We start from the raw sequence: 16,385 nt of genomic DNA, 5'->3' as shown, positions 1-16,385 counted from the left end.
TTATTTTTCTTTCAAGATTGCCGAGAGCGTAAGTAATGTTCATGATAGAAATGTTCTTCATGAAGCCTACGCTGTTCGGCTTGACGATATTTTTTTTCGTCCCACAACATGAACCATAATGTGAATAACGGAAGAAAAATAATCAATGCCGGTTGGATCCCAAAATTGCCAATCAAAATACCTAAGAATAAAACCAGTAATACCAAGCCAATACGTCTAATTGATTTCATGAATTCTCACCTCATTTATTTATGCGAACATTCGTTCGTAAAATCATTATACGAATGTTTGTTCGGTTTGTAAAGAGGTAAGATCAATAAAAAAAGAATTGCAGAAGTTTTACTGCAATTCTTTGGTTTAATTATATTAATAAATGTGGCTACGATAGAGACCAACTACTAAACCTAAGATAGAGACCTCATCTAAAATGATTGGTTCTAATAAGTCATTTTCAGGTTGTAAACGGAAATGTTTTTTTTCTTTATAGAATCTTTTGCAAGTCGCTTCATTTTCTGTTGTCATAGCAATGACGATATCGCCGTTTTTAGCACTTTCTTGCTTTCGAACGATGACGTTATCCCCGTCTAAAATTCCTGCATTGATCATACTTTCACCACGAATGGTCAGCATGAATAAGCTGCCTTCTTCTGAAGTTAAATTTGGTGGAACAGGAAAAAAGTCGGAGGCATCTTCAACTGCAAGAATCGGCTCACCAGCTGTGACTACTCCGAGCATTGGAATAGTAGATGGTTTGATCCCAATTTGATCTAACCCTAAATCAGTTAGTTCGATTGCTCGTGGCTTTGTCGGGTCACGTAAAATGAATCCTTTTTTTTCTAATCGTGCTAAATGTCCATGGACAGTTGATGTTGAAGAAAGGTTAACAGCTTCACCAATCTCACGAACAGTTGGTGGGTATCCTTTACGGGTCACTTGTTCGTGGATATAACGTAAGACTTCGATTTGTCGTGTTTCAGTTTGTCGGGCCACAAAGTACACCTTCTTTCACTTAATAATTAAATAATACCACATAAAAAGCGCTGTTTCAAACAAATGTTCGTATGTAAATAGAGATCGCTAGTTGTTTTTTTTGGTTTTTTTATATAATATAAGAAGAGAAAAAAGGAGGGCTGATAATGTTATCACCTGAAAAAATTGCACGTATTAATGAATTAGCCAAAAAGAAAAAAGCTGAAGGACTTTCAAAAGAAGAAGAAAAAGAACAGATTTTATTGAGAGAAGAATATTTGACAGCTTTTCGCTCTGGCATGAGACATCATATTGAAGGAATGAAAATCGTTGATCCAGAAGGTAATGATGTGACACCAGATAAATTAAAAGAAATTCAAAAAGAAAAAGGGTTACATGACCGTTAGTGTGGTTTTTGGTAAAAAATACCAAAAAAGCATTGATTTTTTGAACTGTATCCGCTAAAATGAGCATGAAATGAATTACAGTAAAAAAAACCTAAATTGGAGGGGTTCTTTTGTTCGACAAAATTGATCAACTAGGCGTTAACACAATCCGTACATTAAGTATTGAAGCTGTACAAAAAGCAAACTCAGGTCATCCAGGCTTACCGATGGGTGCTGCACCGATGGCATATGCACTTTGGACAAAACATTTAAAAGTAAATCCTGTTACTTCGAGAAATTGGGTAGATCGTGACCGTTTTGTACTTTCTGCTGGGCATGGTTCAGCCATGTTGTACAGTTTACTCCACTTATCTGGCTATCAAGTAACAATTGATGACTTGAAACAATTCCGTCAATGGGGATCAAAAACACCAGGACATCCAGAAGTCCATCATACAGATGGCGTTGAAGCAACAACTGGTCCACTAGGTCAAGGAATCGGCATGGCTGTTGGTATGGCAATGGCAGAGGCACACCTTGCAGCAACTTATAATAAAGAAAACTTTAATATTGTTGATCATTATACTTATGCTTTATGTGGTGACGGCGATTTAATGGAAGGTGTGTCTCAAGAAGCAAGTTCTATGGCTGGACACATGAAATTAGGAAAATTAATTGTTTTATATGATTCAAATGATATTTCACTTGATGGCCCAACTTCAAAAGCCTTCACAGAAAACGTTGGCGCTCGCTACGAAGCGTATGGCTGGCAACATATCCTAGTGAAAGATGGAAATGATTTAGAAGCTATCTCTAACGCAATTGAAGCAGCTAAAAGGGAAACTGAAAAACCAACACTAATTGAAGTGAAAACAGTTATCGGTTATGGCTCACCTAACGAAGGAACATCTTCTGTCCATGGCGCACCGATTGGTGATGAAGGAATCAAGATGGCAAAAGAAGTGTATGGTTGGGATTACCCAGATTTCACAGTGCCTGAAGAAGTAGCTACTCGTTTCCATGAAAAAATGGTCGAAGAGGGCGAAAAAGCAGAAGCACAATGGAATGAAAAATTTGCTAATTACAAAAACGCTTATCCAGAATTAGCACAACAATTTGAAGATGCGTTTGCTGGAAAATTACCAGAAAACTGGGATGCTGAGATGCCAAGTTATGATGAAGGTCACAGCCAAGCAAGTCGTGTATCAAGTAAAGATATGATCCAAGCAATTTCAAAAGCAGTTCCTAGCTTATGGGGTGGTTCTGCTGATTTATCTGGCTCAAACAACACAATGGTTGCTACTGAAACTGATTTTGAACCAGGTAATTATGAAGGACGAAACATCTGGTTCGGTGTTCGTGAATTTGCCATGGCAACAGCGATGAACGGAATCCAATTACACGGTGGTACACGTATTTATGGTGGAACATTCTTTGTATTCACAGATTATTTACGTCCAGCTATTCGTCTTGCTTCCATTCAAAAAGCACCAGTTATTTATGTATTAACACATGATTCAGTCGCAGTGGGTGAAGACGGTCCAACACATGAACCAATCGAACAACTTGCTTCTGTTCGTTGTATGCCAGGTGTACATGTTGTACGTCCAGCTGATGGTAATGAAACGCGTGCTGCTTGGAAAATTGCGATGGAATCAACAGAAACACCAACTATTTTAGTGTTAAGTCGTCAAAACTTACCAGTTCTTCCGTCAACAAAAGAAAAGGCCGATGACATGGTGAAAAAAGGTGCTTACGTACTTTCTCCAGCACAAGGTGAAACACCAGAAGGTATCTTGATTGCAACTGGTTCTGAAGTTGATTTAGCAGTTAAAGCACAAAAAGTTTTAGCTGAAAATGGCAAAGACGTTTCTGTCGTTTCAATGCCAAGCTTTGACTTGTTTGAAGCACAATCTTCCGAATACAAAGAGAGTGTTCTGCCAAAATCGGTAACTAAACGTGTCGCAATCGAAGCAGCTGCACCATTTGGGTGGGAACGTTATGTTGGGGCAGAAGGAACAACAATCACCATTAATCATTTTGGTGCATCAGCTCCAGGAAATATTATTCTTGAAGAATTTGGTTTCACAGTCGAAAACGTTGTGAAAACTTACGAAGAATTATAAGAATAAAATAATTTAATTAAAATAAGAACAAGCTGGGAGAAATTCCCGGCTTGTTTTATTGGAAGTAAAGTTACTGTTTGATTTCTTTTACATTACAATTGTGTTACATAAGCAGAAAACGTCCAGAATAAATTGAGATTTTGTCAAAATAAACGTATAATTTACTTAATTAAGTTTGTTTTAAGGAGAAAACTTTTATTTAAAGTTTTTTTATTTTGAGGAGGAATACGAATGCAAGAGCTGAAAACCCGTAGCGCCCGTCATCATAAGACGAAGAAACCTATGGTGATTAATAAAAAAGCCATTGCTCCATTAATGGGAACAAGTCTTTTGGTTGGGCCGATGATGGTTACAGCAGCACCACAAAGTGCACATGCAGATGAACAAGGTACAAACCAAACGACAACTGATCCTCAGTCTTTTATTAACCAAATTGGTTGGTCTGCATCAGAAGTTGCCGCCAACAATGATTTATATGCTTCTGTGATGATTGCGCAAGCATTGCTTGAAAGTGCTTATGGAACATCTGGATTAGCAAGTGCACCAAACTATAATCTATTTGGTGTTAAGGGAAGTTATAATGGTGCTGTTGTTTATATGCCAACAAAAGAATATTTAAATGGTCAATGGGTGACAATGAATGAACCATTCCGTAAATATTCTTCTTATTGGGAATCATTCCAAGACCATGCGAATGTGTTACGGTCAACTAGTTTTTCAACTGGCGACTATCACTACTCAGGAGCTTGGAAAAGTAACACAACCAGTGTTTATGATGCTACGGCTTATTTGACAGGCCGATATGCTACTGATCCAACTTATGGAGAAAAATTAAATTCATTGATCAGCACATACAACTTAACACGTTTTGATACACCATCAACTGTTTCTGTTTCAAGCACGACAACAACCACAACCACAACGACGACTTCATCTACAACGCAATCAACAACTTATGGTGGAAATACTCAGTCAACTGGCACTGGTCAAACATATACAGTTGTCTCTGGTGATTCACTATGGGGGATTGCACAAAAATTTGGGATGTCTATCGATGAGTTGATGGCAAAGAACGGATTAAGTGATTATTCATTAATGGTTGGACAAGAGCTATCTGTTTAATCGTTTAAGTTACTAATTTTTTGACACGAAATTTCTTAAAAAGTAGTTTAGATATTTTGTCTAAACTACTTTTTTGTCGCCTGTTTTAAGACGAATTATTCGCCAGATAGTATCTGATTGTATTATGATAAAGAAGTAAAGACAGGTCGAAGGGAGAGAGTTTCATGCCACAAATCTATCAAGCAATTACTGATTTGATTGGAGAAACACCAATCGTTAAATTAAACAAAATAGTTCCAGAGGATTCTGCAGAAGTTTATGTTAAATTAGAATTCTTCAATCCAGGGGGCAGCGTGAAAGATCGGATCGCCTTAAGTATGATTGAAAAAGCAGAACAAGACGGAAGGTTGAAACCTGGTGACACGATTATTGAACCAACTTCTGGTAATACAGGAATTGGTTTAGCGATGGTTGGGGCAGCTAAGGGTTATCGAGTGATTATCGTAATGCCTGAAACAATGAGTATGGAACGTCGCTTGCTAATGAAAGCTTACGGGGCTGAATTAATTTTAACACCTGGTGCTGACGGTATTTCTGGTTCCATCAGAGAAGCAGAACGTTTAGCTAAAGAACATAATTATTTCTTACCACTTCAGTTTGAAAATCCAGCCAATCCTGAAATCCATGAAAAGACAACTGGTCCTGAAATTCAGGCTGCTTTTGGAGTGGCTGGGTTAGATGCTTTTGTTTCAGGAATTGGAACAGGGGGAACAATCACTGGTGCTGGTCATGAATTAAAACGTGTCTATCCTGAAATAAAAGTTATCGGCGTTGAACCTGCTGAGTCAGCAGTTTTAGAAGGAAAACCAGCTGGTCCTCACAAAATTCAAGGAATCGGAACGGGATTTATACCGGATACACTGGATACGAAAGTTTACGATGAAGTTTTGCCAATCACCGGTGAGGAAGCAATGGAAACTTCAAGAGAAGTCGGTCGTCAAGAAGGCTTTTTGGTGGGAATTTCTTCAGGTGCTGCAATTGCAGCTGGTTTAAAAATTGCGAAAGAATTGGGTAAAGGGAAAAAAGTTTTAGTTATTGTACCAGATAATGGTGAACGTTACCTATCAACTGCATTGTATCAAGAAGATTAAAATCAACGACAGTAAGGAGGTCAAGACGAGCAGGTGTCTTGGCCTCTTTTATATACTTTGCTGATCTTTAGGTTAACTTTAACATTTTGCATAGAAAAACATGAATTTTAATTTTATCTTCATGAAATGTAGATTTTGAAAAATAAAAATAGTATGATAATACGTGAACGATCACGTAGGAGGTGTCAATGTGGGCAACAAATTGGTAGACGAGGCAATCGAAAAACTAAAGCATGAAAATATTCGGATCACACCTCAAAGATATGCAATTTTAGAGTATTTAATCGAACATCATTCTCATCCGACAGCTGATGAAATCTATAAAGCGTTAGAACACCGTTTTCCAAATATGAGTGTCGCAACAGTTTATAACAATCTTCGGTTATTTACATCTATTGGTTTTGTACAGGAAATGAATTACGGAGATGCATCAAGTCGTTTTGACTTTACTTCGACACGTCATTATCATGTGATTTGTCAAAACTGTGGGAAAATCGTGGACTTTCATTACCCTGGTCTTGAAGATGTTGAGATGGCTGCCAGCCGTTTGACTGATTTTGAGATCAATGAACATCGCCTTGAACTGTATGGCTTATGTCCAGAGTGTCAACAAGCACAAGCAAATGAGTCTGTTTAATGAAAGGGTTATCCCAAAAAGAGAACGTAACGAATCTATTTTGTAGTACTTGGTGAAAAAGAAAGCAATAAACAACTATTTTATCTAAATTCTGGATGAAATAGTTGTTTATTTTTTTACACTTTCACAATCCGTTTTTTTCGCAAGCCTAAACGACCACTGTATGAAGCTTTTTTTAACAGGTTTTTTTGCTGTTACCTTCTAAAAAGTAAGCGGATTTTCACTTGTGAATTCACAAGCATAAAATTTCTGAATCCGTTTTATTTTTGCTATAGTTAGCATTGTCAAAAGACAAAAAGTTTAGTAGGAAGAGGGATTACCATGAAAGTAGTTGTAATTGGCTGCACCCATGCTGGAACAGCAGCTGTAAAAAGTATTTTAAACAATCATCCAGAGGCAGAAGTAACAATTTATGAACGTAATGACAATATCTCATTCTTATCATGTGGGATTGCATTGTATGTCGGAGGCGTAGTTAAAGATCCTGCAGGGTTGTTTTATTCAAATCCAGACGAACTTGCTGGGTTAGGTGCGACAGTTAAAATGGAACACAACGTCACAGATGTTGATACAGAAAATAAAACTGTAACTGCGGAAGATTTAAAAACGGGCGAAGTTGAAACAGTTTCTTATGATAAATTAGTTGTGACAACAGGGTCATGGCCAATTATTCCGCCAATTAAAGGGATCGAATCTGAAAATATTTTACTATGTAAAAACTACAACCAAGCAAATGAAATTATTGCACAAGCCAAAGATGCAAAACGCGTCGTAATCGTTGGTGGAGGTTATATTGGAATCGAATTGGTTGAAGCTTTTGTTGAATCTGGAAAACAAGTCACTTTGATTGATGGCTTAGATCGTATTTTAAATAAATATTTGGATAAACCATTCACCGATGTTTTGGAAAAAGAATTGGTGGATCGTGGAGTAACTTTAGCTTTAGGTGAAAATGTATCAGAGTTTATCCCAGATGAAGCAGGTAAAGTAAAACAAGTTAAAACACCTAGCGAAACATTTGATGCAGACATGGTGATCTTGTGCGTTGGTTTTAAACCAAATACAGAGTTAGTTGCTGGAAAAGTCGACACACTACCAAATGGTGCAATCAAGGTCAATGAATATATGCAAACAAGCAACCCTGATATTTTTGCAGCTGGTGACTCAGCAGTTGTTCACTATAACCCGTCAAATACTCAAAACTATATTCCGTTGGCAACAAATGCTGTTCGCCAAGGATTATTGATTGGGTACAACTTAACAGAAAATAAAATGCATTATCGTGGAACACAAGGAACATCAGGCTTGTATTTATTCGGTTGGACCATCGGCTCAACTGGTGTAACCACTGAAAGTGCACCATTAAATAATTTGGACGTTCAAGCAACCTTATTTGAAGATAACTATCGTCCAGAATTTATGCCAACAACTGAAAAAGTTTTAATGGAATTAGTTTATGAAAAAGGGACAAATCGTATTGTGGGCGCACAATTTATGTCAAAATATGATGTCACTCAATCTGCAAATACATTGTCACTTGCAGTACAAAATAAAATGACAGTGGAAGATCTAGCACTATCTGATTTCTTCTTCCAACCACACTTTGATCGTCCTTGGAATTACTTGAATTTACTTGCACAAGCAGCTTTAGCTGAGATTGCAGAAAATAAATAAAAAGTGAAGAGACACGCCAACAATGAGTTACCTGACTGTTGGTGTGTCTTTTTATTCTGTGAAAGTTTGTATGCTTTAAAAGTATAATTAGTTGTAATCTAGCCGATTTTTTGTGAAAATAAACTAGGAGTTTAAATTGGAGGGATGTCAGATGGAAAAAGAATACTTTAACCAGCAAGAAGTATTTTTAAAAGATTATCAAAAATTTGCCAAACAAAATAATGTGACGATTGATCAATTAGCAGATCAAGTGATTGAAGAATTGAATCGAACGCAAGCAGATCGTTTCACCTTGCCAAAAGAAGAAGCTGTGGATGGAAAGAGCCATTGTTTCCCTTTTAGCCGTCGCGTATATTCGGATGAAAATGATGGTACCTTGAATACAAGTTATACGTATGAAGGCGAGCCCTATGTTTTAGAAACGGAAGAATAATCTGAACAATAAATACAAAAGACCTCGTGAATTATTTCATGAGGTCTTTTTATTTTACTAAGATCGAACTCTTTTATTCAACAATTGAAATATTAAAATGCCTTAGCAGATCAAAGGTTGCTGTTTGTTGTTCTTTACTAGCAACTAAGTGTTGGTTGATTGTAAATTCAGCTTCTGGAAATGCGCTTTGTAAAGCAAGTACATTTGCCAGAATACATAGATGCGTTTCTACTCCCACGACCTCGATTCTTTTTTCTTCCTGTTTGTCTGTAAAAAAATTATCCTTTATTTCAACTAATTTTTCAGGAGGAATCGTAAAATAATATTTTTTGATTACTTGTTCCTTTTCTAAAGGTGCTAAAGCGGATATCAGTTGAAGATCATTCGTTTCCTCTGCTTTTCCCTTCTTTTCAACAGGTATGTCTCGTGTAAACAAAACGTATTCGTTCGTTTTTCGTGCTTTTTCTAACCTTTGAGCAATAGGTTGAACTAAATGAGTTGCAGTGGGAACGTAAAATTTACTTGTTGGATCAAGAATGTGGTTTTGCATATCGATGATAACTAACATTTTTTATTCTCCTTTTAACGAAAGATGAATGGAATAAATCTAAATTCTTTTAATTTAAGAATAACGGAGAAGATTCTAAATGGAAAATGAAATGATTGATGAATCAATAGGATTTTTAATTGACAAGCGATAGTTAATCGAATTCTTTGAATAAAAAAAGTGAAACAGTTATCATAATGATAGATAGATGATAAATAGATTAAAAACCAACAGCCTAATTTGAGCGATGCGTTGAAATACGTGGAATGTGAAGGAGGAAAAAGAATGCCAGCGTATTACTTTGTTGATAAAGAAAAACAGGTGACAGATTCAGATGAAACAAAGTGTAATTGGATAATCGTGAATAATAAAGATGTAAACGAGATTGAAAAAATCACACAACATTATCAATTACCGCAAGATATTTTTATTGGTATTTCTTATCCTGAAGCGATTTCAAGAGTGGAATATCTCCCTGGAACGAAGTTGAAGAATGCATTTTCACTTGTATTGTTAAACCTTTCCAGTAATCGTACAAAAATCGAAGAACGTTTGACACCAATTTCTTTTGTGGTGTCGGATGATCTTTTGATTACTTGTGTAGAAACTGAAACGATTTTTATTAAGAATCTAATTGACAAACACCAGAAAAAGCTTGATTCATTTGAGAAGATCATTGCTTATACGATTTTGAACAGTTATACCCATTTCGTTAAAGAATTACAGAAAATGAAGCAAGAAATCGACTCATTAGATGAAGGGGCACGTAGGACAACTGAAAATGAAGAGCTTTACAAGCAAGCTGATTTAGAACGAACCATTGTTTACATTGATCACACATTAAGAGATCAAAAAGAGACACTTGATGAATTATGGGAGGTGAATGATTTTGCAGAGAAATTAGCTGATGATCAGTTGCTTTACGATGTCAAACTAAGGCAAAGACAGACTGAAAAAATGATTTCGATTTATCGGGATTTGCTTGAAAGTATCGGAAATCTTTTCAGCGGTATGATGGACAATCACTTGAACCATTTAATGAAATATCTTGATTCTGCAACGTTAGTGATTTCAGTCCCAGCAATGATTGCTGGAATCTGGGGGATGAACACTGGCGGTTTGCCAGGTAAAAGTTCTGAGTTGGGTTTTTTCTTAGTTCTTATTGGTTCTGCTGTAGCAACCGCTGCAGTTGCATTGCATTTATTGAGAAAAGACTATACGAAATAGTTAAGTATGAGTTGCTGTTTTGAAGGAAAATTTGTTTTAATATGAGGAGGAATAGCATGACTGAACCAAAATTAGTAGATCCACGAAAATTATACCATACGGAAAAATTTCCAAAACAAGACCAAAATACACCAGCCCTACAACAAAATATGAAGCCTGTTCCAGATTGCGGTGAGGAAACTTACAAAGGATCCAATCAATTAGAAAATCGGCGTGTGTTGATTACTGGTGGGGATTCTGGGATTGGACGTGCTGCTGCGATTGCGTTTGCAAGAGAGGGGGCAGATATCGCATTACAATTTTTACCTGGAGAAGAAGCGGATGCGAACGAAGTAGCAAGGTTGATTGAGAATGCGGGTCGCAAAGTAGTCCTGTTGCCTTTTGATTTGCGTGATGAGCAAGCACCTAAGGAAATCATTCGCCAAACAGTAGCTGAATTAGGTGGTATTGATACATTAATTCTAAATGCTGGACAACAAATTTCTTCTTCGTCCATTGAAGAATTGCCTATGCAACAAGTAAAAGATACTTTTATGGTAAATATCATCGCCATGTTTTCTTTAGTTAAAGAAGCGGTACCTCATCTTCCAGCTGGAGGAGCCATTGTTAATACAACTTCTGTACAGGCAACAAACCCAAGCGAACATCTACTTGATTACGCAGCAACTAAAGCCGCTATTGCGAATTTTACGATTGGCTTAGCCAAACAGTTAGCGCCGAAAGGAATTCGTGTGAACGCTGTCGCTCCTGGACCCATTTGGACACCTCTACAGCTTGACGAAGGACAGCCGAGCGAAGCTATTCCAGAATTTGGACAAGATAGTCTTTTAGAACGTGCAGGTCAGCCAGCTGAGTTAGCTTCAGTGTATGTATTTTTAGCTTCAAATAAAGCAAGTTATGTTACAGCCCAAATTTATGGCGTAACTGGTGGTGAGGCAATTAATCTGTAAAAAAGCATGAATCAATCACCTTGTTAAGTGATGAAAAATGGCTGAGAGAAAGAAAGCACTAGGAATCTTTACCTTAGATTTCTGATGCTTTCTTTCGTTTGTTTATGACGAAATCAAATCAAAATCAATGAGGCCAGCTTGCTTCACTTGCGCTTTTTCCGTATACTGATTTTGAAGTGGAGGAAAAGAACATGCTAAGTTTAACCAAATATCTACAATCAGGACAGACAACAATTTCTAATTTGTTATTCGTAAATTATCGGAAAATGGGCCTTGAATCAGAAGAATTTCTTTTTATTTTACAGTTACACATGAAGCAACAAGAAGGGGACTTCTTTCCAGATTTACAACTGATAGCAATCAACATGGGGTTGAAATCAGATCAAGTTTATCAAATTTTAAATCGATTGGTCGGTGGTGGTTTTCTCGTAATCGAAACAATCACTGTTGATGGTAAAAAAGCGGATCAATATAATTTACTTCCATTGTATGAAAGACTGGAAAAGTATTTAGATAGTCAAGCATCAAAAGCCAAAGAAAATCAACAAGAGCAAGAAATTCAATCGGTTTATCGTTTATTTGAGCAAGAATTTGGTCGGCCGTTGTCTTCAATCGAATTCCAGCGAATTGGACAATGGCTAGAGGAAGATCACTATCAACCGGAAGTACTAAAGCTGGCTTTGCGTGAAGCAGTATTGAACCAAGCGTATAGCTTTAACTATATCGATCGAATTTTGTTGTCTTGGGAACGAAAAAATTTACGAACAAAACAACAAGTCGAGGAAGAACAAAAACGACGTAAACAGCAACTGTTGCAAAAAGAAGTAGAACAGTCTGCACAATCAGAAGAATTACCTAAGGTTTCTTTGACAAATTGGTTGGAAGAAGAACTGAGAAACGAAACAAAGTAGAAAATGATGAGGAAGACAAGATGCTAAGTAAAGAAAACACAATGTTAGCAATTGAAGAAATGTATAAGATGTTTCCAGATGCACATGGGGAGCTCGTTCATAAAAACCCTTTTGAATTATTGATTGCTGTGATCTTGAGTGCCCAAGCAACAGATGTTTCAGTAAATAAAGCAACACCGAGATTATTTGAAGCATTCCCTGATCCAGAAACATTAGCGCAAGCTTCTGTCGAAGAAATTATTCCAAAAATCAAAACGATTGGTTTATACCGAAACAAAGCAAAGAATATCAAAGCATGTGCAGAACAGTTGTTAGAACGTTTCGATGGGGAAGTCCCTAATACACGGGAAAAACTGATGTCTTTACCTGGAGTAGGACGTAAGACAGCCGATGTTGTCTTAGGGGATGCTTTTGGAATTCCAGCTATTGCCGTTGATACACATGTCGAGCGAGTGTCTAAACGATTGCGAATTTGTAAATTAAATGCAAGTGTACTCGAGGTGGAAGAAACTTTGATGCGAAAAGTGCCAGAAGATCTTTGGGTGAAAACACATCATACCATGATCTTTTTTGGTCGTTATCACTGTACAGCGAGAAATCCAAAGTGTGAAGTTTGTCCGTTGTTACCGATGTGCCAAGATGGAAAAATACGAATGAAAGAAAAGGTCAGGACAAAATAATGTCCTGACCTTTTTGTGTTTTAAGCTGCTTAATTAGTTATCAGTAGCAAATTATGAACTCGAACTAGCTTTTTCAGAGCGAGCGGCGTTTTCAGTATTGCTAGTTGGCGGAGCAGTTGAAGATGTTTCTGGTGGTGTTTCAACTTCAACTGTTGAAGAACTACTTGAAGTTGAAGGCACTGGTTCTTCTGAAGAGCTAGAAGAGCTACTTTCAACTGTAGTGGTAGTAGCTGTTCTTGATTCAACGGTGGTCGTTGAAGTAGTACTCGACTTTGGCTCAACTGTTGAACTAGAAGTTGGGACATTCGATTTTCTTGGTACACTGTAACTTGGAACAGTATATTGATCTTTATAATAAAGTTCATTGTTTACTCGAATCAAATCGCTCGGCATGGTCCAATCATCATTTGAAACATTTGCAGAAACATACTGCATCAATTCTCGATATACATCAGAAGCAACATGCGATGATGCATCAGTAACTGGCGTCATTTTCTCATTATAGCCCGTCCAAACAGAAATTGCATAGTTTGGTGTATAGCCAGCAAATAAAATATCGGGATAGACACCGGAAGAACGTCCGATTTTTGCATATTCATCATCTGTATAGTTAGATGTCCCAGTCTTACCAGCCTGATATAAACCTGGAATTTGAGCGTTCGTTCCTGTTCCTTTTGTCAAGGTGTCTTTCAAGATATCAGTCACCATGTAGGCAGTTTCTTCAGACATTGCTCTGGTACCTTCAGGCTCAAAAGTTTCTTCTGTCCCATCCTGATAGATCACTTTATTGACATATTGTGGTTTGTAGTAAGTCCCACCATTTGCTAAAGCTGCGTAGGCCGCTGCCATTTTTAAGGAAGAAGCACCATATTTTGTTCCGTCCTGATCTTCTGTGTTACTTGAAATGGCATTTGATTGATGAATCGTACGATAATTAATACCAACGCCACTTAAGAAAGAAGCAACTTTGTCGGCACCAACTTCGTTGAATAGTTTAACTGCTGGTATATTCCGTGAGTCATATAGTGCTTGTCGCAAAGTGATTGTCCCCATGTAGCGGTTATCCCAGTTCATAACAGGGGTAGTCGTTCCTTCGTAGTTATACGGAGCATCGGAAATCGTTTTTCCAGTAGAATACTTTAGGTATTCAAAGGCAGGTGCATAATCCGTAATTGGTTTCATCGTTGAACCAAAATCACGTGACGTGTTGACCGCTAAGTTGTTTCCGAGTGTGACATCTTCGGCAACTTTTCGAGCGCCGATTTGTGCTTTGACTTGTCCTGTCTTTGCATCGATCAATGTGGAAGCAACTTGCATTTGATCGTCAGGATAAGCAACATATTGGTCGGTATTTACAATATTGTATAGTTGCTTTTGTGCATCTAAATCAAGGTTTGTGTAAATATCAAGACCATCAGTATAGACGTTTTTATCTGTTTTTTCTTCAATCTCGTTAATGACTTCTTTTACATAGTTATCGACGATTTTCGTATTATCATCACCAGAAGATAATTCTTGTAGACCGTCCGTGACAGGGACATTTACTGCCTGATCATATTCTGCTTGAGTGATTTTTTCGTTTTGTAGCATTGTATAAAGAACGATATCGCGACGTTTTTTTGCTTGTTCAGGATAAGTATATGGATCATAAGCTGAAGGTGCTTGAGGCATCCCAGCAAGAAGTGCAGTTTGTGCTAAGGATAGTTCAGGTAATCTTTTTCCAAAGTACATTTCTGCGGCTGTTTCCATGCCATAAAAACCATTTGCCATATAGACTTTATTGACATAATAAGTCAAAATTTCTTCTTTGGATTTTTCTTGTTCTAACTTGACAGCCATCCAAGCTTCTTGTGCTTTTCTCTTTAACGTCTGGTCTTCTGCTTTTGTTGAGAAGAAGGAAAGTTTGATCAATTGCTGAGTTAAAGTACTTCCACCTTGCAGTCCGCCAGACGTGAAGTTTGACAGCGCAGAACCAAGGATGCGGACAGGATCGACACCGATATGTTTATAGAAACGACGATCCTCAACGGAAACGATGGCATCTTGTAATTGTTGTGGTAGTTCGCTGGCAGTGATCTTTTCGCGTTTTTCTGCCCCAAGATCTTCAAATAGCTCTCCTGTTGAAGTATATAGTTTTGACGAGACAGTGGCATCTAAGTTTTTATCTGTTAAGGCAGGGGCGTCTTTTGCATAAAACCAAAATAGACCAACACCAGATAGAAATAAGACACAGCCAATGAAAACAATGCCGAGTAAGATTTTGACAATTAAATTTTTTCCGTTTTTTTGCTTACCAGAGCCATTGCGGGAAGTTGATTTTGTTCCTTTTTTCTGGGGAGGACTTGTTTTTCTTCGCGATGCTCTCGTTTGTTCATTTGCCATTAGTGCTTTTCTCCTTTTGATAATGATAGATACTGATCGACTGCATCAAGATAAGGGACGCGAGGTAAGAAACCAGGTGTGATTTCTATTCCAAGTTCTTCAATTAATGAAAGTGGTAAAGACTTTCTACCACCATCAGTTTGTTGATACCAATAGTCAATCAGATGGGTACTACTTAAATAGAAGCAACGTTTTAGACTAGAAAACCATAATAAAACAAAACAGATACCATCTTGCTTTATACAAGACTCCATATGTTTGATTTGATGCTCGTGAAAGTTATTGAATGGGAAAGATGTTTTATTTTTTGTTTCTTTTGCTTCAAAATCCAAATAGAAACCTCGATAAACACCGTTGTAATCAGTTGTCGAAGCTTGAGTAAAGTAAGCTTCTTTAATCACTGCGGCACTTCTTCGAGGGTAATCGACTTTAACGATTTGAATAGGGGTTGGCTTCTTGTGTATGACTGCCAAATTTTTTGATAGATAAAAGCTGTTGCTCTCATTGATAGCTTCTTCAAATGACATACCTCGGTTACCAAAAACAGTGGAAGAAGTTTTTTTTCCTTGAATTTTTGGTTTTGAAGAGGCATCCTTAGAATAAGGTTGGCCATTAGGGTAGCGTAAGACCATATTTAATCACACTCCTGCGCACATTATAGCAAAAAAAAGTAAAGAAAGAAAAGGAATCAGGTGGTGAATCAATTGAAAGTAATCTATGTTTCAGGCTATCGAAGCTTCGAACTGGGTATTTTTCAGGAAAAGGATCCAAAAATCAAAGTTATTAAAAATGTTTTAAAAAAAGAAATTCGCCAACTAGTTGAAGAAGGATTAGAGTGGGTGATCAGCAGTGGCAACCTTGGTGTTGAGTTATGGGCGACTGAGGTTGTAGCTGAATTGAAGCAAGAGTATCCTGAATTACATTTAGGAATTATTTATCCGTTTGCTGAGTTTGGCAGTAATTGGAACGAAACAAATCAGGAAAAGAAAATGCTAGCGGAACAAGTAGCGGACTACATTGAGTCGGTCAGTCATTTACCTTATAAAAATCCTAATCAATTAAAAAATCATACACAATTTCTACTTACACATACAGAAGGGACTTTGTTGATCTATGACCCTGAATACATTGGAAAGACAGATTATTTTTTGCGCGATGCAAGAAAATTTCAAGAGAATAAACCTTATGAAATTCGTTTGATTAGCATGGATGATTTACAAAATTCTGTGGAATAAAAGGAGATAGTGTTT

Annotated in this window: 17 protein-coding genes; 12 read left to right on the top strand and 5 right to left on the bottom strand. The window is 37.2% G+C overall.

Annotated features, from left to right (window positions below; translation table 11 throughout):
• Positions 1–11 precede the first annotated feature (11 nt).
• Positions 12–230: a hypothetical protein gene (locus AC4BC3_RS07155; protein WP_067482330.1), complete on the bottom strand. Its 219-nt coding sequence runs from the start codon at positions 228–230 to the stop codon at positions 12–14.
• A 136-nt stretch (positions 231–366) separates the two neighbouring features.
• A complete protein-coding gene (gene lexA, locus AC4BC3_RS07150; protein WP_490466150.1) occupies positions 367–990 on the bottom strand; it encodes a transcriptional repressor LexA in 624 nt (207 codons plus the stop codon).
• A 146-nt stretch (positions 991–1,136) separates the two neighbouring features.
• On the opposite strand from lexA, the gene AC4BC3_RS07145 reads away from it, so the two are divergent.
• The 7 genes from AC4BC3_RS07145 (at position 1,137) to AC4BC3_RS07115 (ending at position 8,438) form a co-directional block, all read left to right on the top strand.
• Positions 1,137–1,376, top strand: coding sequence for a DUF896 family protein (locus AC4BC3_RS07145; protein WP_067482326.1), 240 nt, complete (start codon positions 1,137–1,139; stop codon positions 1,374–1,376).
• A gap of 110 nt (positions 1,377–1,486) precedes the next feature.
• A complete protein-coding gene (gene tkt / locus AC4BC3_RS07140; protein WP_206908802.1) occupies positions 1,487–3,481 on the top strand; it encodes a transketolase in 1,995 nt (664 codons plus the stop codon).
• A 231-nt stretch (positions 3,482–3,712) separates the two neighbouring features.
• Positions 3,713–4,603, top strand: coding sequence for a glucosaminidase domain-containing protein (locus AC4BC3_RS07135; RefSeq protein ID WP_490466149.1), 891 nt, complete (start codon positions 3,713–3,715; stop codon positions 4,601–4,603).
• Between the two features lie 164 nt (positions 4,604–4,767).
• Positions 4,768–5,694 (top strand): cysteine synthase A, encoded by a 927-nt coding sequence (cysK, locus tag AC4BC3_RS07130; RefSeq protein ID WP_206908807.1) that lies wholly within the window; start codon positions 4,768–4,770, stop codon positions 5,692–5,694.
• A gap of 190 nt (positions 5,695–5,884) precedes the next feature.
• Positions 5,885–6,331 carry a transcriptional repressor gene (locus tag AC4BC3_RS07125; protein WP_206908809.1) on the top strand — a complete coding sequence of 149 codons (447 nt, stop codon included), beginning with the start codon at positions 5,885–5,887 and terminating at the stop codon, positions 6,329–6,331.
• 321 nt (positions 6,332–6,652) lie between these two features.
• On the top strand, positions 6,653–8,005 hold the full coding sequence (locus AC4BC3_RS07120; protein ID WP_206908811.1) for an NADH oxidase: 1,353 nt from the start codon (positions 6,653–6,655) through the stop codon (positions 8,003–8,005).
• 151 nt (positions 8,006–8,156) lie between these two features.
• Positions 8,157–8,438: a DUF5960 family protein gene (locus tag AC4BC3_RS07115; protein WP_490466148.1), complete on the top strand. Its 282-nt coding sequence runs from the start codon at positions 8,157–8,159 to the stop codon at positions 8,436–8,438.
• Between the two features lie 73 nt (positions 8,439–8,511).
• On the opposite strand, the gene AC4BC3_RS07110 is transcribed toward AC4BC3_RS07115, so the two are convergent.
• Positions 8,512–9,006 carry an isochorismatase family protein gene (locus AC4BC3_RS07110; RefSeq protein WP_206908815.1) on the bottom strand — a complete coding sequence of 165 codons (495 nt, stop codon included), beginning with the start codon at positions 9,004–9,006 and terminating at the stop codon, positions 8,512–8,514.
• Positions 9,007–9,270: 264 nt separating this feature from the next.
• On the opposite strand from AC4BC3_RS07110, the gene AC4BC3_RS07105 reads away from it, so the two are divergent.
• The 4 genes from AC4BC3_RS07105 to nth all read left to right on the top strand — a co-directional run bounded on the left by AC4BC3_RS07105 (position 9,271) and on the right by nth (position 12,753).
• Positions 9,271–10,212 carry a magnesium transporter CorA family protein gene (locus AC4BC3_RS07105; protein ID WP_490466147.1) on the top strand — a complete coding sequence of 314 codons (942 nt, stop codon included), beginning with the start codon at positions 9,271–9,273 and terminating at the stop codon, positions 10,210–10,212.
• Positions 10,213–10,268: 56 nt separating this feature from the next.
• On the top strand, positions 10,269–11,162 hold the full coding sequence (locus AC4BC3_RS07100; RefSeq protein WP_490466146.1) for an SDR family oxidoreductase: 894 nt from the start codon (positions 10,269–10,271) through the stop codon (positions 11,160–11,162).
• Positions 11,163–11,353: 191 nt separating this feature from the next.
• Positions 11,354–12,073 carry a DnaD domain protein gene (locus AC4BC3_RS07095; RefSeq protein WP_206908822.1) on the top strand — a complete coding sequence of 240 codons (720 nt, stop codon included), beginning with the start codon at positions 11,354–11,356 and terminating at the stop codon, positions 12,071–12,073.
• 20 nt (positions 12,074–12,093) lie between these two features.
• Complete coding sequence (nth, locus tag AC4BC3_RS07090) at positions 12,094–12,753, top strand: endonuclease III (protein WP_490466145.1); 660 nt, start codon at positions 12,094–12,096, stop codon at positions 12,751–12,753.
• 51 nt (positions 12,754–12,804) lie between these two features.
• Here nth and AC4BC3_RS07085 read toward each other — a convergent pair whose 3' ends face one another.
• On the bottom strand, positions 12,805–15,135 hold the full coding sequence (locus AC4BC3_RS07085; RefSeq protein ID WP_490466144.1) for a PBP1A family penicillin-binding protein: 2,331 nt from the start codon (positions 15,133–15,135) through the stop codon (positions 12,805–12,807).
• Complete coding sequence (gene recU, locus AC4BC3_RS07080; protein ID WP_206908828.1) at positions 15,135–15,767, bottom strand: Holliday junction resolvase RecU; 633 nt, start codon at positions 15,765–15,767, stop codon at positions 15,135–15,137. The genes AC4BC3_RS07085 and recU overlap by 1 nt, the downstream gene beginning before the upstream one ends.
• A gap of 63 nt (positions 15,768–15,830) precedes the next feature.
• Here recU and AC4BC3_RS07075 point away from each other — a divergent pair, with 63 nt between their 5' ends.
• The gene (locus AC4BC3_RS07075; protein ID WP_206908830.1) at positions 15,831–16,370 is read left to right on the top strand and encodes an SLOG family protein; all 540 of its coding nucleotides are present in this window, start codon (positions 15,831–15,833) and stop codon (positions 16,368–16,370) included.
• The last annotated feature ends 15 nt before the right edge of the window (positions 16,371–16,385 follow it).

It is taken from the genome of Enterococcus sp. AAFC-DPL-6103 (assembly GCF_058216595.1).
Note: the sequence above shows the minus strand (reverse complement) of the source record. Positions and strands in the feature narration are given on the sequence as shown.